General features: G+C 58.3%; 33 protein-coding genes and 2 pseudogenes. 32 read left to right on the forward strand and 3 right to left on the reverse strand.

The window, feature by feature from the left end; genetic code table 11:
- The 30 genes and pseudogenes from tuf to GF108_RS06570 all read left to right on the forward strand — a co-directional run.
- Positions 1–221: pseudogene (gene tuf, locus GF108_RS06425) on the forward strand (elongation factor Tu); the annotation flags it as partial.
- 63 nt (positions 222–284) lie between these two features.
- Entirely contained in the window at positions 285–593 is a 309-nt protein-coding gene (gene rpsJ, locus GF108_RS06430) for a 30S ribosomal protein S10 (RefSeq protein WP_008124902.1), read from the forward strand.
- A 25-nt stretch (positions 594–618) separates the two neighbouring features.
- Entirely contained in the window at positions 619–1,356 is a 738-nt protein-coding gene (gene rplC, locus GF108_RS06435; protein WP_027233161.1) for a 50S ribosomal protein L3, read from the forward strand.
- Positions 1,356–1,976: a 50S ribosomal protein L4 gene (rplD, locus tag GF108_RS06440; protein ID WP_027233162.1), complete on the forward strand. Its 621-nt coding sequence runs from the start codon at positions 1,356–1,358 to the stop codon at positions 1,974–1,976. Before rplC ends, rplD begins: the two co-directional genes overlap by 1 nt.
- Complete coding sequence (locus GF108_RS06445; RefSeq protein ID WP_027233163.1) at positions 1,973–2,266, forward strand: 50S ribosomal protein L23; 294 nt, start codon at positions 1,973–1,975, stop codon at positions 2,264–2,266. Before rplD ends, GF108_RS06445 begins: the two co-directional genes overlap by 4 nt.
- A 20-nt stretch (positions 2,267–2,286) precedes the next feature.
- Positions 2,287–3,120: a 50S ribosomal protein L2 gene (rplB, locus tag GF108_RS06450; RefSeq protein ID WP_027233164.1), complete on the forward strand. Its 834-nt coding sequence runs from the start codon at positions 2,287–2,289 to the stop codon at positions 3,118–3,120.
- A 15-nt stretch (positions 3,121–3,135) separates the two neighbouring features.
- Positions 3,136–3,414: a 30S ribosomal protein S19 gene (rpsS, locus tag GF108_RS06455; RefSeq protein ID WP_008124912.1), complete on the forward strand. Its 279-nt coding sequence runs from the start codon at positions 3,136–3,138 to the stop codon at positions 3,412–3,414.
- A gap of 2 nt (positions 3,415–3,416) precedes the next feature.
- Positions 3,417–3,806, forward strand: coding sequence for a 50S ribosomal protein L22 (rplV, locus tag GF108_RS06460; protein ID WP_027233165.1), 390 nt, complete (start codon positions 3,417–3,419; stop codon positions 3,804–3,806).
- Positions 3,806–4,513, forward strand: coding sequence for a 30S ribosomal protein S3 (rpsC, locus tag GF108_RS06465; protein ID WP_027233166.1), 708 nt, complete (start codon positions 3,806–3,808; stop codon positions 4,511–4,513). Before rplV ends, rpsC begins: the two co-directional genes overlap by 1 nt.
- 40 nt (positions 4,514–4,553) lie before the next feature.
- Positions 4,554–4,967: a 50S ribosomal protein L16 gene (rplP, locus tag GF108_RS06470; protein WP_027233167.1), complete on the forward strand. Its 414-nt coding sequence runs from the start codon at positions 4,554–4,556 to the stop codon at positions 4,965–4,967.
- 12 nt (positions 4,968–4,979) lie between these two features.
- Positions 4,980–5,180, forward strand: coding sequence for a 50S ribosomal protein L29 (rpmC, locus tag GF108_RS06475; protein WP_027233168.1), 201 nt, complete (start codon positions 4,980–4,982; stop codon positions 5,178–5,180).
- An 11-nt stretch (positions 5,181–5,191) separates the two neighbouring features.
- Entirely contained in the window at positions 5,192–5,434 is a 243-nt protein-coding gene (gene rpsQ / locus GF108_RS06480; protein WP_027233169.1) for a 30S ribosomal protein S17, read from the forward strand.
- A 79-nt stretch (positions 5,435–5,513) separates the two neighbouring features.
- A complete protein-coding gene (rplN, locus tag GF108_RS06485; RefSeq protein ID WP_027233170.1) occupies positions 5,514–5,882 on the forward strand; it encodes a 50S ribosomal protein L14 in 369 nt (122 codons plus the stop codon).
- Between the two features lie 10 nt (positions 5,883–5,892).
- Positions 5,893–6,207: a 50S ribosomal protein L24 gene (gene rplX, locus GF108_RS06490; protein ID WP_027233171.1), complete on the forward strand. Its 315-nt coding sequence runs from the start codon at positions 5,893–5,895 to the stop codon at positions 6,205–6,207.
- Positions 6,200–6,757, forward strand: a complete 558-nt coding sequence (rplE, locus tag GF108_RS06495; RefSeq protein ID WP_153667358.1) for a 50S ribosomal protein L5 — start codon at positions 6,200–6,202, stop codon at positions 6,755–6,757. The genes rplX and rplE overlap by 8 nt, the downstream gene beginning before the upstream one ends.
- Positions 6,758–6,782: 25 nt before the next feature.
- Complete coding sequence (gene rpsN, locus GF108_RS06500) at positions 6,783–7,088, forward strand: 30S ribosomal protein S14 (protein ID WP_027233173.1); 306 nt, start codon at positions 6,783–6,785, stop codon at positions 7,086–7,088.
- 12 nt (positions 7,089–7,100) lie between these two features.
- Entirely contained in the window at positions 7,101–7,499 is a 399-nt protein-coding gene (gene rpsH / locus GF108_RS06505; protein ID WP_027233174.1) for a 30S ribosomal protein S8, read from the forward strand.
- A gap of 40 nt (positions 7,500–7,539) precedes the next feature.
- Positions 7,540–8,073: a 50S ribosomal protein L6 gene (gene rplF / locus GF108_RS06510; protein WP_027233175.1), complete on the forward strand. Its 534-nt coding sequence runs from the start codon at positions 7,540–7,542 to the stop codon at positions 8,071–8,073.
- A gap of 12 nt (positions 8,074–8,085) precedes the next feature.
- On the forward strand, positions 8,086–8,448 hold the full coding sequence (gene rplR / locus GF108_RS06515) for a 50S ribosomal protein L18 (protein ID WP_027233176.1): 363 nt from the start codon (positions 8,086–8,088) through the stop codon (positions 8,446–8,448).
- Between the two features lie 55 nt (positions 8,449–8,503).
- Complete coding sequence (gene rpsE, locus GF108_RS06520; RefSeq protein WP_091922984.1) at positions 8,504–9,067, forward strand: 30S ribosomal protein S5; 564 nt, start codon at positions 8,504–8,506, stop codon at positions 9,065–9,067.
- Between the two features lie 65 nt (positions 9,068–9,132).
- A complete protein-coding gene (gene rpmD, locus GF108_RS06525) occupies positions 9,133–9,333 on the forward strand; it encodes a 50S ribosomal protein L30 (protein WP_027233178.1) in 201 nt (66 codons plus the stop codon).
- A 16-nt stretch (positions 9,334–9,349) separates the two neighbouring features.
- On the forward strand, positions 9,350–9,826 hold the full coding sequence (gene rplO, locus GF108_RS06530; RefSeq protein WP_027233179.1) for a 50S ribosomal protein L15: 477 nt from the start codon (positions 9,350–9,352) through the stop codon (positions 9,824–9,826).
- A gap of 129 nt (positions 9,827–9,955) precedes the next feature.
- A complete protein-coding gene (secY, locus tag GF108_RS06535) occupies positions 9,956–11,296 on the forward strand; it encodes a preprotein translocase subunit SecY (protein WP_153667359.1) in 1,341 nt (446 codons plus the stop codon).
- The gene (locus GF108_RS06540) at positions 11,293–11,943 is read left to right on the forward strand and encodes an adenylate kinase (RefSeq protein ID WP_091922980.1); all 651 of its coding nucleotides are present in this window, start codon (positions 11,293–11,295) and stop codon (positions 11,941–11,943) included. Before secY ends, GF108_RS06540 begins: the two co-directional genes overlap by 4 nt.
- Before the next feature lie 210 nt (positions 11,944–12,153).
- A complete protein-coding gene (gene rpsM / locus GF108_RS06545) occupies positions 12,154–12,522 on the forward strand; it encodes a 30S ribosomal protein S13 (RefSeq protein ID WP_027233182.1) in 369 nt (122 codons plus the stop codon).
- A gap of 130 nt (positions 12,523–12,652) precedes the next feature.
- Positions 12,653–13,042 carry a 30S ribosomal protein S11 gene (gene rpsK, locus GF108_RS06550; protein WP_008124952.1) on the forward strand — a complete coding sequence of 130 codons (390 nt, stop codon included), beginning with the start codon at positions 12,653–12,655 and terminating at the stop codon, positions 13,040–13,042.
- Positions 13,043–13,153: 111 nt separating this feature from the next.
- Positions 13,154–14,167, forward strand: coding sequence for a DNA-directed RNA polymerase subunit alpha (locus GF108_RS06555; RefSeq protein WP_027233183.1), 1,014 nt, complete (start codon positions 13,154–13,156; stop codon positions 14,165–14,167).
- 73 nt (positions 14,168–14,240) lie between these two features.
- Complete coding sequence (gene rplQ, locus GF108_RS06560; protein WP_027233184.1) at positions 14,241–14,669, forward strand: 50S ribosomal protein L17; 429 nt, start codon at positions 14,241–14,243, stop codon at positions 14,667–14,669.
- 239 nt (positions 14,670–14,908) lie between these two features.
- The gene (locus GF108_RS22365; protein WP_153667361.1) at positions 14,909–15,316 is read left to right on the forward strand and encodes a type II toxin-antitoxin system VapC family toxin; all 408 of its coding nucleotides are present in this window, start codon (positions 14,909–14,911) and stop codon (positions 15,314–15,316) included.
- A gap of 267 nt (positions 15,317–15,583) precedes the next feature.
- Positions 15,584–15,988: pseudogene (locus GF108_RS06570) on the forward strand (hypothetical protein); the annotation flags it as partial.
- Here the strand turns inward: GF108_RS06570 and GF108_RS06575 are convergent.
- The gene (locus GF108_RS06575; RefSeq protein ID WP_370462102.1) at positions 15,985–16,596 is read right to left on the reverse strand and encodes a LysE family translocator; all 612 of its coding nucleotides are present in this window, start codon (positions 16,594–16,596) and stop codon (positions 15,985–15,987) included. The pseudogene GF108_RS06570 and the gene GF108_RS06575 sit on opposite strands and share 4 nt — an antisense overlap.
- Before the next feature lie 72 nt (positions 16,597–16,668).
- Entirely contained in the window at positions 16,669–17,475 is an 807-nt protein-coding gene (locus GF108_RS06580; RefSeq protein WP_153667363.1) for an AraC family transcriptional regulator, read from the reverse strand.
- Positions 17,476–17,670: 195 nt separating this feature from the next.
- Here GF108_RS06580 and GF108_RS06585 point away from each other — a divergent pair, with 195 nt between their 5' ends.
- Both GF108_RS06585 and GF108_RS06590 read left to right on the forward strand, forming a co-directional pair.
- A complete protein-coding gene (locus tag GF108_RS06585) occupies positions 17,671–19,095 on the forward strand; it encodes a DegQ family serine endoprotease (protein ID WP_153667364.1) in 1,425 nt (474 codons plus the stop codon).
- Positions 19,096–19,111: 16 nt separating this feature from the next.
- On the forward strand, positions 19,112–20,425 hold the full coding sequence (locus GF108_RS06590; protein WP_153667365.1) for a replication-associated recombination protein A: 1,314 nt from the start codon (positions 19,112–19,114) through the stop codon (positions 20,423–20,425).
- Between the two features lie 52 nt (positions 20,426–20,477).
- Here the strand turns inward: GF108_RS06590 and GF108_RS06595 are convergent, their stop codons facing one another.
- Positions 20,478–22,253, reverse strand: coding sequence for a glucan ABC transporter ATP-binding protein/ permease (locus tag GF108_RS06595; protein ID WP_370462103.1), 1,776 nt, complete (start codon positions 22,251–22,253; stop codon positions 20,478–20,480).
- Positions 22,254–22,468 lie beyond the last annotated feature (215 nt).

The raw sequence follows: 22,468 nt of genomic DNA on the forward strand, positions 1-22,468 counted from the left end.
CGTTCTTCTCCAACTACCGTCCGCAGTTCTACTTCCGCACGACCGACGTGACGGGTGTTGTGACGCTGCCGGAAGGCACGGAAATGGTCATGCCCGGCGACAACATCGCAGTCGATGTGACGCTGATCGTGCCGATCGCCATGGAAGAGAAGCTTCGCTTCGCTATCCGTGAAGGCGGCCGCACCGTTGGTGCCGGCATCGTCTCGTCGATCATTGAGTAAAATTAAGGTTTTATGCAGAGGCGCCTGCTACATGGCGTCTCCGCTAAACAAGGAAAAGATGAAATGAACGGTCAAAACATCCGCATTCGCCTCAAGGCGTTTGATCATCGGATCCTTGACGATTCGACGCGGGAAATCGTGTCGACTGCCAAGCGTACCGGTGCCAACGTGCGCGGACCGATCCCGCTTCCTACACGGATCGAGAAGTTCACTGTTAACCGGTCGCCGCACATCGACAAGAAGAGCCGCGAACAGTTCGAGATGCGCACTCATAAGCGTCTTCTCGATATCGTAGACCCAACGCCGCAGACCGTAGACGCGCTGATGAAGCTCGATCTCTCCGCTGGTGTTGATGTCGAGATCAAGCTGTAAGGCTTGAGGACGGAAGGACGAACCGATGCGTTCAGGTGTAATTGCACAGAAGCTGGGCATGACTCGCGTCTATAACGACGCAGGTGAGCATGTGCCGGTGACAGTACTCCGGATGGAGAATTGTCAGGTTGTGGCTCAGCGTACAGTCGAGAAGAATGGCTACACTGCCGTTCAGCTCGGTGTTGGTCTGGCCAAGGTTAAGAATACGACGAAGGGCCTGCGCGGCCATTTCGCGACAGCTTCGGTCGAGCCGAAGGCCAAGGTCGCGGAGTTCCGCGTCTCTGCCGATAATCTGCTTGATGTCGGCGTCGAGATCACTGCGGAGCATTACGTTGCCGGCCAGAAGGTCGACGTGACCGGTACTTCGATCGGCAAGGGTTTTGCCGGTTCGATGAAGCGGCACAACTTCGGCGGCCACCGCGCTTCGCACGGTAACTCCGTTACCCACCGCGCACACGGTTCAACTGGTCAGCGCCAGGACCCGGGCAAGGTGTTCAAGGGCAAGAAGATGGCCGGTCACATGGGTCAGACCCGCGTGACGACGCAGAATATCGAAGTCGTTTCGACCGATCTCGATCGCGGGCTCATTCTGGTTCGTGGTGCGGTTCCGGGTTCGAAGGGTGCTTGGATCCTGGTACGCGATGCCGTCAAGGTAGCGCTGCCGGACAACGCTCCGAAGCCGGCTGGTCTCCGCCAGGCAGCAAACGCGACAGCCGCTGTGTCTGATGCAGAAGTGGCGCAGACAACTGAGGGAGCCGAATAATGGACCTTTCGATTACAACACTTGAAGGCAAGGACGCCGGCAAGGTGGAACTCTCCGAGGAGATTTTCGGCCTTGAACCGCGCGACGACATCCTTCAGCGCATGGTCCGTTACCAGCTCGCCAAGAAGCAGCAGGGAACGCACAAGGCAAAGGGCCGTTCGGAAATCGCACGCACCGGCGCCAAGATGTACAAGCAGAAGGGTACGGGCCGCGCCCGTCACCATTCGGCACGTGCACCGCAGTTCCGCGGCGGCGGCAAGGCTCATGGTCCGGTTGTTCACAGCCACGAACATGCCCTGCCGAAGAAGGTCCGCGCCCTTGCGCTTCGTCATGCCCTGTCTGCCAAGGTCAAGGCTTCCGACCTGATCATCGTCGATGATCTGGCCGCAGCCGAAGGCAAGACCAAGGTTCTTGTTTCGCAGTTCGCCAAGCTTGGCCTCGAAAATGCGCTTCTCATCGGCGGTGCCGAGATCGATGCGAATTTCCGTCGCGCTGCTTCGAACATTCCGAACATCGACGTCCTGCCGATTCAGGGCATCAATGTTTACGACATCCTGCGCCGCGGCAAGCTCGTGCTTTCCAAGGCAGCGGTTGAAGCTCTCGAGGAGCGTTTCAAATGACTGATCTTCGCCATTACGACGTGATCGTCAGCCCGGTCATCACCGAGAAGTCGACCCTGGTTTCTGAAAACAACCAGGTCGTCTTCAACGTAGCCCGCAAGGCAACGAAGCCGGAAATCAAGGCCGCAGTCGAAGCGCTGTTCCGCGTGAAGGTCACTGCAGTCAATACAGCTGTGCGCAAAGGCAAGGTGAAGCGGTTCCGCGGCATCGTCGGGCGCCAGAGTGATGTCAAGAAAGCAGTCGTGACGCTCGCCGAAGGGCAGTCGATCGATGTTTCGACTGGTCTCTGAGGGGCCGTGGAGTAAAGACAATGGCACTCAAGAATTATAATCCAACCACACCAAGTCAGCGTCAGCTGGTGATCGTGGATCGTTCGGAGCTCTACAAGGGCAAGCCTGTGAAGGCTTTGACCGAAGGTCTCGTATCGAAGGGTGGTCGCAACAACACGGGTCGCGTCACTGCACGCTACCAGGGTGGCGGGCACAAGCGCACCTATCGCTTCGTCGACTTCAAGCGTCGCAAGCATGACGTCGCTGCCAAGGTTGAACGGCTTGAATACGATCCGAACCGGACCGCATTCATCGCGCTCATCCGTTACGAAGATGGCGAGCTGAGCTACATCCTGGCGCCGCAGCGCCTGGCCGTTGGCGACAGCGTCATCGCCGGTGCACAGACCGACGTCAAGCCGGGCAATGCAATGCCCCTGTCGGCAATCCCGGTCGGCACCATCATCCACAACGTGGAGATGAAGCCGGGCAAGGGTGGCCAGATCGCCCGTTCGGCTGGCACCTATGCACAGCTCGTCGGCCGCGACCAGGGCATGGCGATCCTTCGCCTGAACTCGGGTGAACAGCGCCTCGTTCACGGCTCGTGCTTTGCAACGGTCGGTGCGGTTTCGAACCCGGACCATGGCAATATCAGCCTCGGCAAGGCAGGTCGCAGCCGCTGGCTGGGCAAGCGCCCGCACGTTCGCGGCGTCGCCATGAACCCGGTCGATCACCCGCACGGTGGTGGTGAAGGTCGTACGTCCGGTGGTCGTCATCCGGTTTCTCCGTGGGGCAAGCCCACGAAGGGCAAGAAGACGCGCTCCAACAAGTCGACGGACAAGTTCATCGCTCGTTCGCGTCATCAGCGCAAGAAGTAAGAGAGGTAGTCTGAAATGGCTCGTTCAGTTTGGAAAGGCCCGTTCATCGATGGCTATCTTCTCAAGAAGGCTGAGAAGGTACGTGAGGGCGGTCGCAGCGAAGTTATCAAGATCTGGAGCCGTCGCTCCACGATCCTGCCGCAGTTCGTCGGTCTGACGTTCGGCGTCTACAACGGTAACAAGCATGTTCCCGTTTCGGTCAACGAAGAGATGATCGGACACAAGTTTGGTGAATTCGCTCCGACGCGGACCTATTACGGTCACGGCGCGGACAAGAAGGCGAAGAGGAAATAACGATGGGCAAGGCTAAGGCTCCGCGCCAGCTTAAGGACAACGAGGCGAAAGCCGTTGCCCGCACGCTCCGCATCAGCCCTCAGAAGCTTAATCTGGTGGCTGCAATGATCCGCGGCAAGAAGGTCAACGCCGCTCTTGCCGATCTGGAATTTTCGCGCAAGCGGATTGCAGGCACGGTGAAAAAGACTCTCGAATCGGCTATCGCCAACGCGGAAAACAACCATGACCTGGATGTTGATGCTCTGGTTGTTGCCGAAGCCTATGTAGGCAAGTCAATCGTGATGAAGCGCTTCCATGTTCGTGGTCGCGGTCGTGCAAGCCGGATCGAGAAGCCGTTCTCGCATCTGACGATCGTCGTTCGCGAAGCACAGGAAAAAGGGGAGGCCGCATAATGGGCCAGAAGATTAATCCGGTTGGCTTCCGCCTCGGTATCAATCGGACCTGGGATTCGCGTTGGTATGCGAATACGGGTGAATATGGCAAGCTGCTGCATGAAGACCTGAAGATCCGCAAGTATCTGATGGACGAACTGAAGCAGGCTGCGATCTCCAAGGTTGTGATCGAGCGTCCGCACAAGAAGTGCCGCGTAACGATCCATGCCGCCCGTCCGGGCCTGATCATCGGCAAGAAGGGCGCCGATATCGAGAAGCTGCGTCGCAAGCTGTCAGAAATGACCAATGCCGATGCCGCGCTCAATATCGTCGAAGTCCGCAAGCCGGAGACTGACGCAACGCTCGTTGCCCAGTCGATCGCTCAGCAGCTCGAGCGCCGCGTTGCATTCCGCCGTGCCATGAAGCGCGCCGTTCAGTCGGCCATGCGTCTTGGTGCTGAAGGCATTCGTATCAATTGTTCGGGTCGCCTCGGCGGCGCGGAAATTGCGCGTATGGAATGGTACCGTGAAGGCCGCGTGCCTTTGCACACCCTTCGTGCCGATATCGATTACGGAACTGCTGAAGCTCACACTGCTTATGGCATTTGCGGCGTCAAGGTCTGGGTCTTCAAGGGCGAAATCCTTGAGCACGATCCCATGGCTTCCGAGCGCCGTGCTGTCGAGGGTGATAGCCATCAGGGTTCGAACCGTCGCCGCGAAAACGCTTAATTAGCGTCTTTCCGGATCGTGAATTTTGGAGTAGAGAACAATGCTGCAGCCTAAGCGCACAAAGTTCCGCAAGCAGTTCAAGGGCCGTATCCACGGCGCGTCGAAGGGCGGTACGGATCTTAATTTTGGTGCTTTCGGCCTGAAGGCCCTCGAGCCGAACCGCGTTACGGCGCGTGAGATCGAAGCCGCTCGCCGTGCAATTACCCGTCACATGAAGCGTGCCGGTCGTGTTTGGATCCGGGTTTTCCCGGATGTTCCGGTCACATCGAAGCCTACCGAAGTCCGTATGGGTAAGGGCAAGGGTTCGGTCGATTATTGGGCAGCCCGCGTCGCACCAGGCCGCGTCATGTTCGAGCTCGACGGCGTTTCGGAAGAGCTTGCCCGTGAGGCACTGCGTCTCGGCGCGGCCAAGCTTTCGGTCAAGACGCGCTTTATTCAGCGCATCGCAGAATAAGGGGTGGATGTTATGAAATCCGCAGAAGTCCGGGCGATGAGCCTCGATCAGTTGAATGAAGAATTGGGTTCCCTGAAGAAAGAGCAGTTCAACCTGCGCTTCCAGAAGGCAACCGGCCAGTTGGAAAAAACCGCTCGCGTCCGGCAGATCCGCCGTGATATTGCGCGCATCAAGACTGTCGCCCGCCAGAAAGCGGTCGAGAGCAAGGCTTAAGGAAGAAAACCATGCCTAAACGCATTCTGCAGGGCGTTGTCGTGAGCGACAAAAACGACAAGACCGTTGTGGTCAAGGTCGAGCGGCGCTATTCGCACCCGCTCCTCCAGAAGACTGTGCGCCAGTCGAAGAAGTACAAGGCGCATGACGAGAATAACCAGTTCAAGGTCGGCGACGCGGTTTCCATCGAGGAATCCAAGCCGATTTCGAAAGACAAGCGTTGGGTTGTCGTAACGGACGCCCCGGCGAGCTAATTATCTGTATGTAAGTACGCAACAATCGCGAGGGGCAAGGAAAGCCCAGTCCGGTTGAACAAGAAGAAGGCGGCTAGTCATGATTCAGATGCAAACAAACCTCGACGTGGCGGATAATTCCGGCGCACGTCGTGTCATGTGCATCAAGGTGCTGGGCGGTTCGAAGCGGAAATATGCTTCGGTCGGCGACATCATTGTCGTTTCGATCAAGGAAGCAATTCCGCGCGGCCGCGTTAAAAAAGGTGACGTGATGAAGGCAGTGGTTGTTCGCACTGCCAAGGACATCCGCCGCCCGGACGGTAGCGTTATTCGTTTCGACAAGAACGCAGCCGTTTTGATCGACAACAAGAAAGAGCCTATCGGCACACGTATCTTCGGACCGGTTCCGCGCGAACTCCGCGCAAAAAGCCACATGAAGATCATCTCGCTGGCTCCAGAAGTTTTGTAAGGAGCAGACGATGCAGAAGATCCGTAAAGGCGACCGCGTTGTCGTTCTGGCTGGTAAGGACAAGGGCCGTACCGGCGAAGTAATCAAAGTTTTGCCGAAGGATGAGCAAGCGCTCGTTCGCGGCGTCAATGTTGTCAAGCGTCACCAGAAGCAGACACAGAACCAGGAAGCCGGCATCATTTCGAAAGAAGCGCCGCTCCATCTGTCGAACCTCGCGATCGCCGACCCCAAGGATGGCAAGCCGACCCGTGTTGGCTTCAAGGTCCTCGAAGACGGCAAGAAGGTACGTGTAGCAAAGCGTTCAGGAGATCTGATCGATGGCTGATGCAAAAATCGAACCCCGCTTGAAGAAGCAGTACCAGGATGTGGTACGCAAGGCTCTTCTCGAGCAGTTCAAATATGACAACGAGATGCAGATCCCGCGCATCACCAAGGTTGTTCTCAACATGGGCGTTGGTGAAGCTACTGCTGACTCCAAGAAGCCAACTGTCGCAGCTGAAGATCTGGCATTGATTGCCGGTCAGAAGCCGGTTATTACGCATGCGCGCAATTCGATCGCTACCTTCAAGGTTCGTGAGAATATGCCGATCGGAACGAAGGTCACCCTTCGCAAAGAGCGCATGTATGAATTCCTGGATCGCCTGATCACGATCGCGCTGCCGCGCGTTCGAGATTTCCGCGGTCTGAATCCAAAGAGCTTTGACGGTCGTGGCAATTTCGCCATGGGCATCAAGGAGCACATTGTGTTCCCGGAAATCAACTACGACAAGGTTGATCAGATCTGGGGCATGGACATCATCGTTTGTACGACTGCAAAGACGGATGATGAAGCACGCGCATTGCTGCGCGCCTTCAACTTCCCCTTCCGGCAGTAACGGCAAGCGTAGCGAGGTATTAGAAATGGCTAAGACGAGCGCAGTCGAAAAGAACAAGCGCCGTGGTCTTCTGGTGAAGCGTTTCGCTGCAAAGCGCGCGCGCCTGAAGGCTATCGTGATGAACCAGTCGCTGCCGCTGGATGAGCGCTTCCGCGCCACCATTCAGCTGGCAGAACTGCCACGCAATTCCACCAAGGTCCGTATCCGCAATCGTTGCGAAGTTTCGGGCCGTCCGCGCGGTTACTACCGCAAGCTTAAAATGTCGCGTATCGCATTGCGCCAGCTGGGTTCGTCCGGCCAGGTGCCCGGCGTCGTGAAGTCGAGCTGGTAAGGGAGCAAACAGATGTCTGTAAATGATCCTCTCGGCGATATGCTGACCCGCATCCGTAACGCGACGATGCGCAAGAAGGGCAAGGTTTCGACCCCTGCCTCCAAGCTTCGCGCCCGCGTTCTGGATGTTCTTCAGTCCGAAGGCTATATCCGCGGATACAGCCAGGTTGATTTCGAAAACGGCAAGTCCGAGATCGAAATCGAGCTGAAGTATTTTGAGAACGTACCGGTAATTCGCGAGATTACCCGTATTTCGAAGCCCGGCCGTCGCGTTTACGTTTCGGTCAAGTCGATCCCGCAGGTTGCAAACGGCCTTGGTATTTCGATCTTGTCGACGCCGAAGGGCGTGATGGCGGATCACGAGGCACGTGAACAGAATGTTGGTGGCGAGTTGCTCTGCCGCATATTCTAATGCGTGGGCTGTAAACAGGAAGAAACGGACAGGTTGAAAAATGTCTCGTATCGGTAAAAAACCCGTGGCAGTCCCGCAGGGCGTAACAGCCAGCGTAGACGGCCAGACCATCAAGGCCAAGGGCCCGAAGGGGGAACTCTCCTTCGTCGCCAATGACGACATTGTGGTCAAGTTCGAGGATGGCGCGGTAAGCGTCAATCCGCGTGACAATACGAAGCTCGCACGCTCGAAGTGGGGCATGAGCCGCACGATGGTCGTCAACATCTTCACAGGTGTTAAGGACGGCTTCGAAAAGCGTCTCGAGATCAGCGGCGTCGGCTATCGTGCGGCAATGCAGGGCAAGAACCTGCAGCTGTCGCTCGGCTTCAGTCATGAAGTGGTCTACGAAGTGCCAGCCGGCATCACTGTTGCCGTACCGAAGCCGACGGAAATCGTCGTGACCGGTATCGACAAGCAGCAGGTCGGCCAGGTCGCTGCCGAGATCCGCGAATATCGTGGTCCGGAACCCTACAAGGGCAAGGGCGTCAAGTACGCGGGCGAGAAGATCGTTCGCAAAGAAGGCAAGAAGAAGTAAGGAATTCGTGTCATGGCATCGCCGAAAGAAATCATTCAGCGTCGCGCTGCGCGTGTTCGCCGCCAGCTCAAGGCGGTTGCCGGTGACCGTCCGCGGCTCAGCGTCCACCGTTCTTCAAAGAATATCTATGCGCAGGTCATCGACGACGCGCGTGGACATACGATTGCATCCGCATCTACCCTCGAAGCTGACCTCAAGGGCAAGCTGAAGACCGGTGCCGATTCGGATGCAGCAGCCCTCATCGGCAAGCTCGTCGCCGAGCGGGCCGTCAAGGCTGGCATCAAGGAAGTTGTCTTCGACCGTGGCGCTTATATTTACCACGGCCGCGTGAAGGCGCTTGCCGAAGCTGCTCGCGAAGCTGGCCTTAGCTTCTAAGGTCAGACTTTAAAAAACCATTCGTGCTACCGGAAAAGAAAAAGGAATTAGGAGCATGGCACAGGAAAAGAGAAGCCGCGAAGATCGCGGCCGCAACGAAGAGCGCGATAGCGAATTCGTTGACAAGCTGGTCCATATCAACCGTGTTGCCAAGGTCGTCAAGGGCGGCCGGCGTTTCGGTTTTGCTGCTCTCGTCGTCGTTGGCGACCAGAAGGGCCGCGTAGGCTTCGGTCATGGCAAGGCACGCGAAGTGCCGGAAGCCATCCGCAAGGCAACAGAGTCCGCCAAGCGTGAGATGATTTTCGTACCGCTTCGTTCGGGCCGTACGCTGCATCACGATGTCGAAGGCCGTCATGGTGCCGGCAAGGTTCTGCTGCGTGCAGCAACGGCAGGTACCGGCATCATCGCCGGTGGTCCGATGCGCGCCGTCTTCGAAACGCTCGGCGTTCAGGACGTTGTCGCCAAGTCGCTCGGTTCGTCGAACCCCTACAACATGGTTCGCGCGACGTTTGATGCCCTCAAGCATCAGATGCATCCGAAGGACATCGCTGCACAGCGCGGTATCAAGTATTCGACACTGCAGGCTCGCCGCCGCGACGTGGTCGGTTCGGAAGAATAGGCCAGGAACTGGCGCAGCGGGGCAGGGGCCGTTGGCTCCGCCCACTGTAGACAAAGGACAAAGTCATGGTTGAGAAAAAGAAGGGTAAGACGGTTACGGTCGAACAGATCGGTAGCCCTATCCGCCGTCCGGTTGAACAGCGCGCAACGCTCGTCGGCCTGGGCCTCAATAAGATGCATCGCCGCAGCACGCTTGAAGATACGCCTTCGGTGCGTGGCATGATTGCCAAGGTTCAACATCTCGTCCGCGTTGTGGACGAGGCTTGATACCGGAGATATTCAGATGAAACTCAATGAACTGAGTGAAAACACAGGCGCCACCAAAGCTCGCAAGCGCGTTGGCCGCGGTATCGGCTCCGGTTCCGGCAAGACTGCCGGTCGCGGTGTGAAGGGCCAGAAGTCGCGTTCGGGCGTTGCCATCAACGGTTTCGAAGGCGGCCAGATGCCAATCTACCGCCGCTTGCCGAAGCGCGGTTTCACCAACATCTTCGCCAAGAGCTTCAACGTCGTTTCGGTCGGCCGTATCCAGGCTGCCATCGATGCCAAGAAGCTCGATGCGAAGGCGTCGATCACCCTCGAAGCCCTCAAGGCTGCCGGCGTCATCCGCCGCGCCAAGGATGGCGTTCGCCTCCTGGCCGATGGTGACATCAAGACGGCGGTAACGCTTGAAGTGGCCGGCGCCTCCAAGGCTGCGATCGAAAAGATCGAAAAGGCCGGCGGTACCGTCAAGCTTCCGGCAGCGCCTGCTGCTGCAGAATAAAATCTGACTATTCGAGCGGCGATCTCCCTGATCGCCGCTTGTACCTTTTATCAAGGGCACATATCTGGGTAGAGCCGCCGATTCCCGTTCGGGTGGCGAGGCCCTGTCGGGCACAGACCGGAGACTATAATGGCTTCAGCCGCAGAACAGCTCGCGTCAAATCTTAATTTCTCTGCTTTCTCGAAGGCTGAAGAGCTCAAGAAGCGCATTTGGTTTACTCTTGGCGCATTGCTGGTCTACCGTCTCGGTACCTACATTCCGCTGCCGGGCATCAATCTTGCCGCTTACGCACAGGCATTCAATCACCAGGCACAGGGCATCCTCGGGATGTTCAACATGTTCGCCGGTGGAGCCGTCGCCCGCATGGCGATCTTCGCGCTTGGCATCATGCCTTATATTTCCGCCTCGATCATCGTGCAGCTGATGACGTCGGTCGTACCGGCGCTGGAGCAGCTGAAGAAGGATGGCGAGCAGGGCCGCAAGGTCATCAACCAGTATACCCGCTACGGCACGGTGCTGCTCGCAACCGTCCAGGCCTATGCGATCGCAGTCGGCCTGCAGGGCAGCCAGGGAATTGTGACCAATCCGGGTCCGTTCTTCCTGTTCTCGACCGTGATCACGCTCGTCGGCGGCACCATGTTCCTGATGTGGCTGGGCGAACAGATCACTGCCCGCGGTATCGGTAACGGCATTTCGCTGATCATTTTCTCGGGTATCGTCGCCAACCTGCCGCAGGCAATCTCCGGAACGTTGGAACTCGGCCGTACCGGCGCTCTGTCGACCACGGTCATCCTTGCGATCATCGTCCTGACGATTGCCGTCATCGGCATCATCGTCTTCGTCGAGCGCGCACAGCGCCGCCTGCTGATCCAGTATCCGAAGCGTCAGGTCGGCAACCGCATGTTCCAGGGCGACACGTCGCATCTGCCGCTGAAGCTCAACACCGCCGGCGTCATTCCGCCGATCTTTGCCTCGTCGCTGCTGCTTCTGCCTGCAACGATCGCCGGCTTCGCGCAGAGCCACAATCTGCCGGCATGGGCAACGACGGTTCTGTCGTCGCTCGGCCATGGCCAGCCGATGTACATGGCGCTCTATGCAGCGATGATCGTCTTCTTTGCCTTCTTCTATACGGCGCTCGTCTTCAATCCGAAGGACACCGCCGACCAGTTGAAGAAGCATTCCGGTTTCATTCCCGGCATTCGCCCCGGCGAGCGTACGGCTGAATATATCGATTACGTCCTGACGCGTGTTACGGTTCTTGGCGCTATCTATCTTGTCATCATCTGCATGCTGCCAGAATTCCTGATTTCGTGGGCGGGTGTTCCTTTCTATCTCGGCGGTACGTCGCTGTTGATTGTCGTGAGCGTGACGCTCGATACGGTTGCACAGATCCAGGGTCACCTGATTGCGCATCAGTATGAAGGGCTGATCAAGAAGTCGAAGCTCCGTGGGGGGAAACGCAACAGATGAGATTAATACTTCTCGGACCACCGGGGGCAGGTAAGGGAACTCAGTCTCAGCGCTTGGTAGAAAAACTAGGGATTCCACAGCTCTCGACGGGCGATATGCTGCGCGAGGCGGTGAAAGCCGGAACGGAAGTTGGCCTGAAGGCCAAAGCGGTCATGGATGCCGGGAACCTCGTTTCCGACGAGATCGTCAATGCGATCGTCTCCGAACGCATCGACCAGCCGGATGCGGTCAAGGGGTTCATCCTCGATGGCTATCCGCGCACGCTGGTACAGGCGGATGCGGTTGAAGACATGCTTGCGGCCAAGGGGCTCGAGCTGGATTGCGTGATCGAGCTTGAAGTGGACGACAATGTTCTCGTCGAGCGTATTTCCGGAAGATACTCCTGCGCCAAGTGCGGGACCGGTTATCACGACACCAACAAGAAGCCGCATGTTGCCGGCGTCTGCGACAAGTGCGGATCGACCGAGTTCAAGCGCCGGCCTGACGACAATGCCGAGACGGTGCGCACGCGCCTCGAAGCATACTACAAGCAGACCTCGCCATTGATTGGTTACTACTATGCCAAGGGCAAGTTGAAGAAGGTCGATGGCATGGCCGACATGGAAGATGTCACCGCGTCGATCGAAAAAATTCTGTCGGATTTATAGATCTGACATAATTTCATCGAAGGAGTTGACTTTTTGCAGCGATTCCTTCAAGTACGGCGCAAATTCGCTTGGATATGAAGCGGTCGGCGCCGATCCGGTAAAGCAGGTTCGGGGCTGATCGTTTGTGTTTGTCCCGGATATAAGTTTTCATCCCGCCATCTGGCTGCCGTGTTGGCACTCCAGCTCTGCCGGTCAACAAGGAGAATAGACGTGGCACGTATCGCTGGCGTCAACATCCCGACGAACAAGCGCGTTGTAATTGCGCTTCAGTACATTCACGGGATTGGTCAAAAGTTTGCGCAGGAAATCGTCGAGAAGGTCGGCATTCCTGCAGAGCGTCGCGTCAACCAGTTGACCGATGCGGAAGTTTTGCAGATTCGCGAAACGATCGACCGCGATTACCAGGTTGAAGGTGATCTGCGTCGTGAAGTTTCGATGAACATCAAGCGTCTGATGGATCTGGGCTGCTATCGCGGTCTGCGTCATCGCCGCTCGCTGCCGGTTCGTGGCCAGCGCACGCATACCAATGCGCGTACCCGCAAGGGTCCTGCCAAGGCAATCGCCGGCAAGAAGAAGTAAGTTCATGCCGGCGCGATTGCTCGCGCCGGCTCTGCCTCTGGCAGATGCAGTGCTGGTTTCGCACTTTAACTGAAACCACGGTGGAGCCTCTGGAAATACGGAGGCGTCGAGATCAACTGAAAGGACTACCATGGCCAAGGAAGCCACGCGCGTTCGCCGCCGCGAGCGCAAGAATATTTCGTCGGGCGTTGCCCACGTCAATTCGACATTCAACAACACGATGATCACCATCACGGACGCACAGGGCAATGCGATTGCCTGGTCTTCCGCAGGTGCACAGGGTTTCAAGGGTTCGCGCAAGTCGACCCCCTTCGCTGCACAGATGGCCGCTGAAGATTGTGCCAAGAAGGCACAGGAACATGGCATGCGTTCGCTCGAAGTCGAGGTCTGCGGACCTGGTTCCGGCCGTGAATCGGCTCTGCGCGCGCTCCAGGCTGCTGGTTTCACGATTACGTCGATCCGCGACGTAACGCCGATCCCGCACAATGGCTGCCGTCCGCGCAAGCGTCGCCGCGTCTAAACTTCGCGACAGGATTTTGACCGCATGAGCTGGGTTTCCAGCTCCTCTGCGGTTTCCACGCCTCAATGCCACGATTGGATGGTGGTAAAGGCAAGGATAGGGAAAAGCTAAATGATCCAGAAGAACTGGCAAGAACTTATCAAGCCGAACAAGGTCGAGTTTCAGACCTCCGGCTCGAAGACCAAGGCAACGGTCGTCGCCGAACCGCTCGAGCGTGGTTATGGCCTGACGCTCGGCAATGCCCTACGCCGCGTGCTTTTGTCCTCGCTGCGCGGCGCTGCCGTGACGGCGGTACAGATCGACGGCGTTCTGCACGAATTCTCGTCGATTCCGGGCGTTCGCGAGGATGTCACGGATATCGTCCTCAACATCAAGGAAATCGCAATCCACATGGAGAGCGATGGTCCGAAGCGCATGGTCGTGCGCAAGGAAGGCCCGGGCGTCGTTACGGCTGGTGACATCCAGACCGTTGGCGACATCGAGATCCTCAACCCGGAACACGTCATCTGCACGCTCGACGAAGGCGCTGAAATCCGGATGGAATTCACCGTCAACACCGGGAAGGGTTACGTGCCTGCCGACCGTAACCGCGCTGAAGACGCGCCGATCGGGCTCATCCCGGTCGACAGCCTCTATTCGCCGGTACGCAAGGTTTCGTACAAGATCGAGAACACCCGTGAAGGTCAGGTTCTCGACTATGACAAGCTGATCCTTTCGATCGAAACTGATGGCTCGATCTCCGGTGAAGATGCGGTTGCCTATGCAGCGCGCATCCTGCAGGACCAGCTTGCGATCTTCGTCAACTTCGACGAGCCGCAGAAGGAAGTTCAGCAGGAACAGGTCACTGAACTTGCGTTCAATCCGGCCCTTCTCAAGAAGGTCGATGAACTTGAGCTTTCGGTCCGTTCGGCAAACTGCCTCAAGAATGATAACATCGTCTACATTGGCGATCTTATTCAGAAGACAGAAGCAGAAATGCTGCGCACCCCGAACTTCGGCCGCAAGTCGCTGAACGAAATCAAGGAAGTTCTGGCTTCCATGGGTCTCCATCTTGGCATGGAAGTACCCTCGTGGCCGCCGGAGAACATCGAAGATCTCGCGAAGCGCTACGAAGACCAGTATTAAGAACCCGGGCAGATCGCCCGACAGTCTAAAGCCCGGGCAGTGAGCCCGAACAAAGAAACTAAGGAGAAGGCTCATGCGCCACGGTAATTCAGGCCGCAAGCTTAACCGGACTGCCAGCCACCGCAAGGCGATGTTTGCCAATATGGCCGCATCGTTGATCGAGCATGAGCAGATCGTGACAACGCTGCCCAAGGCCAAGGAAATTCGTCCCATCGTTGAAAAGCTTGTCACGCTCGGCAAGCGTGGTGACCTGCACGCTCGTCGTCAGGCTATCTCGGCTATCCGCGATGCCAAGCTCGTTGCCAAGCTGTTCGATACGCTTGCACCGCGCTATGGCCAGCGCAACGGTGGTTACATCCGCATCATGAAGGCAGGCTTCCGCACCGGTGACAATGCACCGCTCGCAGTTGTCGAATTCGTTGATCGCGACACCAGCGCCAAGGGTTCCAAGGACCTGGCTCGCGTTGCTGCCGAGCAGGCCAACGAAGCCGAAGCAGCGTAAGCGTGCCAGCTATAGCAGTTGATTTGGGGGCCTCGTGCCCCCTTTTCGCGTTAAAGGTGCTGCCGGGCTAGGGCACCACGACCCGCTCCAAGACGGGCGATGGAGTACAAAGGCTGGCGACTCTGGCGTTTGTCGGAAATCGCTTTACAACGTCCGACTCGTTGTCAAACCTGCATGGTCCGTTCCACACGTTGCAGAAGTCGGGCGCGATATGATCCCGATCAGGGAGTTCCTTGGTTATGGCACGCTTTGTAATTGGCCCTGACGTTGCCTTGCATCTTGCGGAGATCGACGCGGCAATCCCTGCGAAACATAAGCTGCTCGCGCCAACGCTTTTAAGGTCGCAAGTTCTGGCGCTGCTCTATAAGGCCGTTCGGCGTGGGGATCTCAATCGCAACGTCGCCAACGCAAAACTTGACTATCTTCGTGCGCTGAAGCTCCGTCTGCTCGGTGATCGGGTCCTTCAGCGGGTTGCCTGGGACATTGCCATGCAACTGGATTGGCCTGACACTTATCAGGCAGAATATCTCGCCTTGACCCGGCTTCAGGCCGATGCCTTCATCACGCTGGACCGTGATCTTGCGCAAACAGCACAGGCCATCATACCGGTGGCGTCAATAGAAGACCTCCTCAACGAGCCCGGCTGATCGTTGTAGGAACGACCGCAGCCCATCCTCGTGCAAGGCTCTTTCGCGTTCGTGTGCCCGGCTCGGGTAACCCTTTTACGTACTTGTGTTGATGGACCCCGACCGGCAATCTGCCCTCGGTCTATTCCGAGGGAGGGTTCGATGAACGACGACCGGGAAGCAGCATTTCAAGGAACAATCAGGCATTTGCAACGCAGCGCGGCTGCATTGGGTGCGTTCGTGGCGGCTGGTATGCTGTTGCTGACGCTTCTTGTGGGAGCCGCATATGCGCAGCAGCCGACAGCGGCCCAGCAAAACGCCATCAAGTCCAACTGCCGCAACGATTTCATGGCGCAATGTTCGGGCGTGCAGCCTGGAGGGCAGGCCGCCCTCTCATGTCTGCAACAGCATAGTTCATCACTTTCATCTGCCTGCAAGAGTGCGGTTGCGGCGATCGGCGGATCGAGCGCTCCCGCAGCAGGAGCGACGACAGCCGCGCCCGCTGCGGCAGCGCCCGCTGGCAAGGCCTTCACGCCGCGCGAGGAAATGGCGATCGCCCGCCAGGAATGCGGACCGGACTTCCGGGCATTCTGTCGATCGGTGGCTCTCGGTGGCGGTCGGGGAATTGCCTGTCTGCGCGAGAACGCGGCGCGGCTTTCGCCCGGATGCCAGAAGGTGCTGAGCGCCCGCTAACGGTCGGCCAGCGCAAGCTTCATCCCTAGCACGACGAATGCGCCGGCGAAACTCCGGCGCAGCCAGGTCAATATGCGTGGCCTGGTGATGACCTGATTGCGTACCGATGCCGCGAATAGCCCATAGAGCACGAAGACGACGAACGTCATCAGCATGAACACGCTGCTCAGCCAAAGCATGCGCAGCAGCGGATGCGGTTCGTTCGCGTTGACGAATTGCGGCAGGAAGGCGAGGAAGAAGATCGACAGTTTCGGGTTGAGGATGTTGATCAGGATCGCCTTCAGCGTAATTCCCGCCATCGAACTCTGACCGCTATCGGTGTCGATCTTGAGCGAGCCGTTCTCGCGCAGCGCGTTCCACGCCATATAGAGCAGATAGGCGACGCCCAGATACTTGAACGTGTGAAACGCGACGGCGCTGGTGTGCAGGATGGCCGCCAATCCGCCGATTGCGGCCGCCATATGCGGAACAATGCCGATCGTGCAGCCGAATGCGGCAGCGACACTCGCCCAGGCGCCGCGGGAGAGGCCGGTTGCCAGCGTATAGACCACGCCCGTGCCCGGCGAAACGACAATGATGAATGATGTAATGAGGAATTCGAGACCCACTTGTGTGCTCCTTTTGTGTCTCGGCCGAAACTGGAGCAAGCCGAACGTGGCGTCTTGAACGAGATTGCAAGGTCAGGCGTATGACGCCGCGTAGGCACCCGGAGAGACCCCGAATTTGCGAATAAAGAGGCGGGTCATGTGGCTCTGGTCAGCGAAGCCGCTGGCCGCTGCGGCTTCCGCAAGGCCGGTGCGCTGCGCAATAAGGTGCCGCACGAGGTCGAGCCGGCGTTGCATCAAATAGGCGTGCGGCGAAAGACCCGTGGCCTTGACGAACCCGCGCAGCACCTGAAAGCGGCTGATGCCACAGATGTCGGCGAGATCGGCAAGGCTGACGTGTCCTGCAGGATCGTCATCGATCTTCGCCTTGGCGCGCAGGACCGGGGCAGGGAGCCCGTCCCGGACCCTTGTGCGCTCATGATTCATGCCCTCGAGAATGTGCAAAAGCAGTTCGTCGCATAGCAGCTTGCTGGTCCGGTCGCCGGTCGCAGTAAGGGCTTTGAACAGGCTGACGAACGGCACAGCAAATCGCGCATCATCGATCACCGGAAGCGTGAACTCGAAATCGCCATCCACACCCTCGTCGAGCTCGCTTGTGGCTTCGGCAATGACGGCCGGATCAAAATAGAGCATGCGCCAGCTGCGCCCGGCATCGCCGATCGGCATCCCGTCATGGATCTCACCGGGATTGACCGTGATCATGTTGCCGGCCCCAGCTTCCACCATGCCGCGGCCGCTCGCGGATTTCTGTGCGCCTTGCTCGATGAGACCAAAACCGTATTGCTCGTGAAAGTGACGCGGAAAGGCATGGGCCGTGGAAGCAGCTACAGCTTCAACCCCGGCAATATGACTGGGGTAGATATGGAACTCGCCCTTGGCCATGCTCGTCTCGCTTTGACCGCCGGTGTCACGGCCGCATTTTCTTCTACGCCAAATCGCCGATCTGCAGAAGCGGCAATTTGCGCGGGGAAGCGCACCCTTGCGTCTCAAATTTGCTTTGTTTCTTCGCTGGTATTCGGCTCTAAAAGCGCCACATTGGTCGAGAGTTTGACTGATTCATCACTTCAGGAGATCGCCATGAGTTCCAAGGTTGCCGCCTCGGCGCGGACCCTCATTCTCTGCACAACACTGCTTTCCGGTACTGTAGCGCCCGTTTTCGCGCAGACGGCGGCAGACACGACCAGGCAGCTTCCGGCGACGCGAAGTGACATGCAGCTTTCCTTCGCGCCTTTGGTCAAGCAGACGGCGGGCGCCGTGGTGAATGTTTATGCCGCCCACGCCGTTCAAAGCCGCTCGCCTTTCGCAGGCGATCCATTTTTCGAGCAGTTTTTCGGCGGTCAGTTCAACGGGCCCCCACGCGTCCAGTCCGCGCTCGGTTCCGGCGTCATTGCCGATGCTTCCGGCATCATCGTGACCAACAACCACGTGATCCGCGATGCCGATACAGTGAAGGTTGCGCTGTCCGATGGCCGCGAATTCGACTCCAAGGTGCTGCTGAAGGATGAATCGACGGATCTCGCCATCCTCAAAATCGAAGCGGGCGAAGCATTGCCATCGCTTCAGCTGGCCGATTCCGACAAGGTGGAGGTCGGTGACCTCGTTCTTGCGATCGGCAATCCGTTCGGCGTCGGCCAGACGGTAACCAGCGGCATCGTCTCGGCGCAGGCGCGGACGCGCGTCGGCATTTCCGATTTCGACTTCTTTATCCAGACCGACGCCGCGATCAATCCCGGTAATTCCGGCGGGGCCCTCATCGACATGAGCGGTAAGCTTATCGGCATCAACACGGCGATCTTCTCACGTTCAGGTGGCTCGATCGGTATCGGATTTGCTATTCCTTCCAATATGGTACGCGCCGTTGTTGAGACGGCCAAGGGCGGCGCGGATACGTTCGAGCGGCCCTATATCGGCGCTGCCTTTCAGAACGTGACGCCGGATGTCGCCGAGAGCCTCGGCATGAAGCAGCCCTATGGCGCTCTTGTGACTGCGGTTACCAAGGATAGCCCGGCCGAAAAGGGCGGACTGCTGGTCGGTGACGTCGTCCTCTCCGTCGACGGCGTGCGCATCGAGAATCCGGACGGTCTCGGCTATCGCCTGACGACGGCGGGTATCGGCAAGAGTGTAAAGTTCGACGTGCTCAGCCGCGCCAAGGAAAAGACCGTCACCGTCGCGCTAGAAAAGCCGCGGCCGGATTCTGCCGACAACCAGATGCTGATCCAGGGACGCAATCCCTTGTCCGGCGCGCATGTGATCAAACTCTCGCCGAGCAGTGCGTCGCGTCTCGACCTTCCATCGGATACGGAGGGTGTAGCAATCGACAAGGTGTTTCCAAACACGCCGGCGGCGCGCATCGGCTTGCAACCCGGCGATATTGTTCGCGGCGTCAACGGCGCGGAGATTGCGAGCGTCTCCGACCTCAGCAAGGCGATGTCAGCGAAGCCGACGCTTTGGCGCTTCGATTTCGAGCGCGGCGGTGCCATAATCCGCCAGGTCATTCGCTGATACGGACAAAGGAAACATGGCGGATCTCTTTTCAGTCGGCGAGGATCCGGCATTGGACAAAAGCCGGCCGCTTGCGGACCGCTTGCGGCCGAAAACATTGCAGGAAGTAACCGGCCAGGAACATCTTACCGGGCCGGAGGGCGCGTTGACGCGCATGATCGAATCCGGTTCGCTCGGCTCGATGATCTTCTGGGGGCCACCGGGTACGGGCAAGACGACGGTGGCGCGGCTCCTCGCCAATGAAACCGATCTGGCGTTCGAGCAGATTTCGGCGATATTCTCGGGCGTCGCCGACCTGAAGAAAGTCTTCGACGCGGCACGTGCGCGCAAAATGTCCGGGCGGCGCACGCTGCTTTTCGTCGACGAAATTCATCGTTTCAACCGCGCACAACAGGATTCCTTTCTGCCTGTCATGGAGGACGGGACGATCGTGCTTGTCGGCGCGACCACCGAGAACCCGTCGTTCGAGCTTAACGCCGCTCTCCTGTCGCGTGCCCGCGTGCTGGTATTTCACCCGCATGACGAGGTAAGCCTCAACGCCCTGATGGAACGGGCGGAGATTCATGAGGGCCGCGAGCTTCCGCTGACGGAGGAAGCGCGCGCCAGCCTGGTGCGTATGGCCGATGGCGATGGCCGGGCAATTCTCACGCTTGCCGAGGAAGTGTGGCGGGCGGCGCGCGACGGCGAAACCTTCGATGCAGAACGGGTCCAGCAGATAGTGCAGCGTCGTGCGCCCGTCTATGACAAGGGGCAGGATGGCCACTACAATCTGATCTCCGCGCTGCACAAATCGGTGCGCGGCTCCGATCCGGATGCGGCGCTCTATTATCTTTGCCGTATGTTCGATGCCGGGGAAGACCCGCTGTATATCGGCCGCCGGCTAGTACGGATGGCGAGCGAGGATATCGGGCTTGCGGATCCGCAGGCGTTGGCGATCTGCAATGCAGCCAAGGACGCCTATGACTATCTCGGCTCACCCGAGGGCGAACTGGCGCTGGCCGAGGCCTGTGTCTATCTGGCGACTGCGCCGAAATCCAACGCCGTCTACACCGCCTACAAGGCGGCGATGCAGGCCGCAAAGCAACATGGCTCACTCGTGCCGCCCAAGCATATCCTTAACGCGCCAACGAAACTGATGAAGGGCGAGGGCTACGGCAAGGGCTATGCCTATGACCACGATCAGCCCGACGCCTTTTCAGGCCAGAACTATTTCCCCGAAGCTCTTGGCCGCCAGACCTTTTACGACCCGCCGGAGCGCGGGTTCGAACGGGAGTTGCGCAAGCGCATCGATTATTGGAACAAGCTGCGCAAGGAACGCGGCGAAGAGTGAATACAAAAAGGGCCGCTGAAAAGCGGCCCTTGATCGTTTCATGTCAGTCTTTTCAAGCGGCTTCCGGCTTGCGCGGGAAGGGCGTGACATTTGCGGTATCGTCGTCGAGCTTCAGGCCACCGGCCTTGAGCAGCGAGGTAAAGCGGCCATTCTGGCGTGCAAGCTCGTCGAAGCTGCCCTTCTCGACGACTTCACCCTGATCCATGAAGAGCACGAGGTCGGCATCACGGACCGTCGAGAGACGGTGAGCGATGATGAAGGTCGTGCGGTTCTGGCAGAGCTTGTCGACTGCAACCTTGACGCGGGCCTCGGTCTCGACGTCGAGCGCACTTGTTGCCTCGTCAAGGACCAATATCGGCGCATCCTTGAGGATGGCGCGGGCGATGGCGACACGCTGGCGTTCACCACCGGAAAGCTGCGAACCGCGCTCGCCGACGACGGTGCCGTAACCCGCCGACTTGGAGAGGATGAAATCGCTTGCATCGGCTGCTTCCGCTGCGGCCAGAACGTCTTCCTCGCTCGCCTTGGGGCGGCCGACGCGGATGTTGTCCTCGATCGAGCGGTTGAACATGCCGGCATCCTGGAACACGGTCGCGATGGCATTGCGCAGCGAGCGACGGCTGATCGTCCTCGTATCGATATTGTCGACGAGAATGCGGCCTTCCTTCGGATCGTAGACCCGCTGCAGGAGGTTGATCAGGGTCGTCTTGCCGGCGCCGGTCGGGCCGACGATGGCAACCGTCTGGCCAGCCTTGGCCTTGAACGAGACGTGCTTCAGACCCTGTGTCGAATTGGCGAAGGCGAAGGAAACATCCTCGAACTCCACATCGCCCTTAACATTGTCGATGTCATGCGCCGACTTGGACTCGACCTCATATGCTGCCGAAGCTTCCATCTCGAAGAAGTCTTCGAGCTTGGCGCGTGCCGCAAAGATCTGGTTGACGAAGGCGCTCAACTGGTCGAGGCGGCCGATGAGGAGGGCGGCAAAGCCGGTAAAGGCAACGACCTGGCCGACATTCATCTCGCCATGGGCGACGAAGTAGGAGCCGAGAAACAAGACGACGATCATCGAAATGGTAGCGGCCATGCGGTTGATGCCGCTGGCAAGCGCCCACCAGTTGAGGACCGGATACTGCGAGTCGAGGAGCTGCTTCGCATAGGTCTGGAGCGCACGGGTCTCCTCGTCTATGCGGTTATAGCTCTGCAACACGGAGATATTGCCCATCGAGTCGGTAACATGGCTGAACGCCTTGATATGATGACGCTCGACCTGTGCCTGACCATCCTTGGTCTTCGCGGTGACGACGCGGCTGACGATGACATAGACGACGCCGAGCACGGCAAGAACCGAAGCGAGGCGCCAATCCTGGGCCAAGGCCAGAGGTATGAGGCCAACCAGGGCGACCATCGTAGCAAGGTGCGTGCGCATGAATTCGAGCCACAGGCCGAACAGCGTCTCGATGGCGCGCAACAGCGTATGCATGGAATTGGACGTGCCGCGCTGGTGATGCCAGGAGAGCGGCATGCTGATGACGCGGTTATAGGATTCGGTCAGCACAGAAAGCTTGCGCCGATGCGCCAGGCGATCTGCCTCGCGGGACACCAGTACGTTTGCGCCGATATGGAACAGGCCGACGGCAGCAAGCTGCGTCAGCGGAAACAAAACGTCCGCTTTCATAGAGATTGCATAGATGACGCGGCCCACAAGAACAGGCTCGATCAGCATGGTTAAGGCCAAGGCGATGTTGACGACACAGATGAATACTGTCGCGCCTTTCTCTTCGCCAAGATATTGGAGCGATTTCCAATAGATACCTAACAATGACACTTTGCCACTCCGCTTGCTTGGGGACGCTACTCGCGCTCAGATTTGACTCTGCATCAGACTCTTGTGCACCGCAATATTCAACACCCGAAAGTCTTCGTAGTTTCAAGCTCCAGGCAGGAACAATTTTCTACGTCGCGTAACGTCCCGTGAAGATTCAACCATTTGAGTTTGCAAAATAAAGAAGCGCGCCTGAATGTAATATGAACGAAATTATA

The organism is Phyllobacterium sp. SYP-B3895, from assembly GCF_009647635.1.
GTDB lineage: Bacteria > Pseudomonadota > Alphaproteobacteria > Rhizobiales > Rhizobiaceae > Phyllobacterium > Phyllobacterium pellucidum.

Coding starts and splice junctions, on each gene's coding strand:
- rpsJ (WP_008124902.1), top strand. CDS start 285: ATGAACGGTCAAAACATCCGCATTCGCCTCAAGGCGTTTGATCATCGG.
- rplC (WP_027233161.1), top strand. CDS start 619: ATGCGTTCAGGTGTAATTGCACAGAAGCTGGGCATGACTCGCGTCTAT.
- rplD (WP_027233162.1), top strand. CDS start 1,356: ATGGACCTTTCGATTACAACACTTGAAGGCAAGGACGCCGGCAAGGTG.
- GF108_RS06445 (WP_027233163.1), top strand. CDS start 1,973: ATGACTGATCTTCGCCATTACGACGTGATCGTCAGCCCGGTCATCACC.
- rplB (WP_027233164.1), top strand. CDS start 2,287: ATGGCACTCAAGAATTATAATCCAACCACACCAAGTCAGCGTCAGCTG.
- rpsS (WP_008124912.1), top strand. CDS start 3,136: ATGGCTCGTTCAGTTTGGAAAGGCCCGTTCATCGATGGCTATCTTCTC.
- rplV (WP_027233165.1), top strand. CDS start 3,417: ATGGGCAAGGCTAAGGCTCCGCGCCAGCTTAAGGACAACGAGGCGAAA.
- rpsC (WP_027233166.1), top strand. CDS start 3,806: ATGGGCCAGAAGATTAATCCGGTTGGCTTCCGCCTCGGTATCAATCGG.
- rplP (WP_027233167.1), top strand. CDS start 4,554: ATGCTGCAGCCTAAGCGCACAAAGTTCCGCAAGCAGTTCAAGGGCCGT.
- rpmC (WP_027233168.1), top strand. CDS start 4,980: ATGAAATCCGCAGAAGTCCGGGCGATGAGCCTCGATCAGTTGAATGAA.
- rpsQ (WP_027233169.1), top strand. CDS start 5,192: ATGCCTAAACGCATTCTGCAGGGCGTTGTCGTGAGCGACAAAAACGAC.
- rplN (WP_027233170.1), top strand. CDS start 5,514: ATGATTCAGATGCAAACAAACCTCGACGTGGCGGATAATTCCGGCGCA.
- rplX (WP_027233171.1), top strand. CDS start 5,893: ATGCAGAAGATCCGTAAAGGCGACCGCGTTGTCGTTCTGGCTGGTAAG.
- rplE (WP_153667358.1), top strand. CDS start 6,200: ATGGCTGATGCAAAAATCGAACCCCGCTTGAAGAAGCAGTACCAGGAT.
- rpsN (WP_027233173.1), top strand. CDS start 6,783: ATGGCTAAGACGAGCGCAGTCGAAAAGAACAAGCGCCGTGGTCTTCTG.
- rpsH (WP_027233174.1), top strand. CDS start 7,101: ATGTCTGTAAATGATCCTCTCGGCGATATGCTGACCCGCATCCGTAAC.
- rplF (WP_027233175.1), top strand. CDS start 7,540: ATGTCTCGTATCGGTAAAAAACCCGTGGCAGTCCCGCAGGGCGTAACA.
- rplR (WP_027233176.1), top strand. CDS start 8,086: ATGGCATCGCCGAAAGAAATCATTCAGCGTCGCGCTGCGCGTGTTCGC.
- rpsE (WP_091922984.1), top strand. CDS start 8,504: ATGGCACAGGAAAAGAGAAGCCGCGAAGATCGCGGCCGCAACGAAGAG.
- rpmD (WP_027233178.1), top strand. CDS start 9,133: ATGGTTGAGAAAAAGAAGGGTAAGACGGTTACGGTCGAACAGATCGGT.
- rplO (WP_027233179.1), top strand. CDS start 9,350: ATGAAACTCAATGAACTGAGTGAAAACACAGGCGCCACCAAAGCTCGC.
- secY (WP_153667359.1), top strand. CDS start 9,956: ATGGCTTCAGCCGCAGAACAGCTCGCGTCAAATCTTAATTTCTCTGCT.
- GF108_RS06540 (WP_091922980.1), top strand. CDS start 11,293: ATGAGATTAATACTTCTCGGACCACCGGGGGCAGGTAAGGGAACTCAG.
- rpsK (WP_008124952.1), top strand. CDS start 12,653: ATGGCCAAGGAAGCCACGCGCGTTCGCCGCCGCGAGCGCAAGAATATT.
- GF108_RS06555 (WP_027233183.1), top strand. CDS start 13,154: ATGATCCAGAAGAACTGGCAAGAACTTATCAAGCCGAACAAGGTCGAG.
- rplQ (WP_027233184.1), top strand. CDS start 14,241: ATGCGCCACGGTAATTCAGGCCGCAAGCTTAACCGGACTGCCAGCCAC.
- GF108_RS22365 (WP_153667361.1), top strand. CDS start 14,909: ATGGCACGCTTTGTAATTGGCCCTGACGTTGCCTTGCATCTTGCGGAG.
- GF108_RS06580 (WP_153667363.1), bottom strand. CDS start 17,475: ATGGCCAAGGGCGAGTTCCATATCTACCCCAGTCATATTGCCGGGGTT.
- GF108_RS06585 (WP_153667364.1), top strand. CDS start 17,671: ATGAGTTCCAAGGTTGCCGCCTCGGCGCGGACCCTCATTCTCTGCACA.
- GF108_RS06590 (WP_153667365.1), top strand. CDS start 19,112: ATGGCGGATCTCTTTTCAGTCGGCGAGGATCCGGCATTGGACAAAAGC.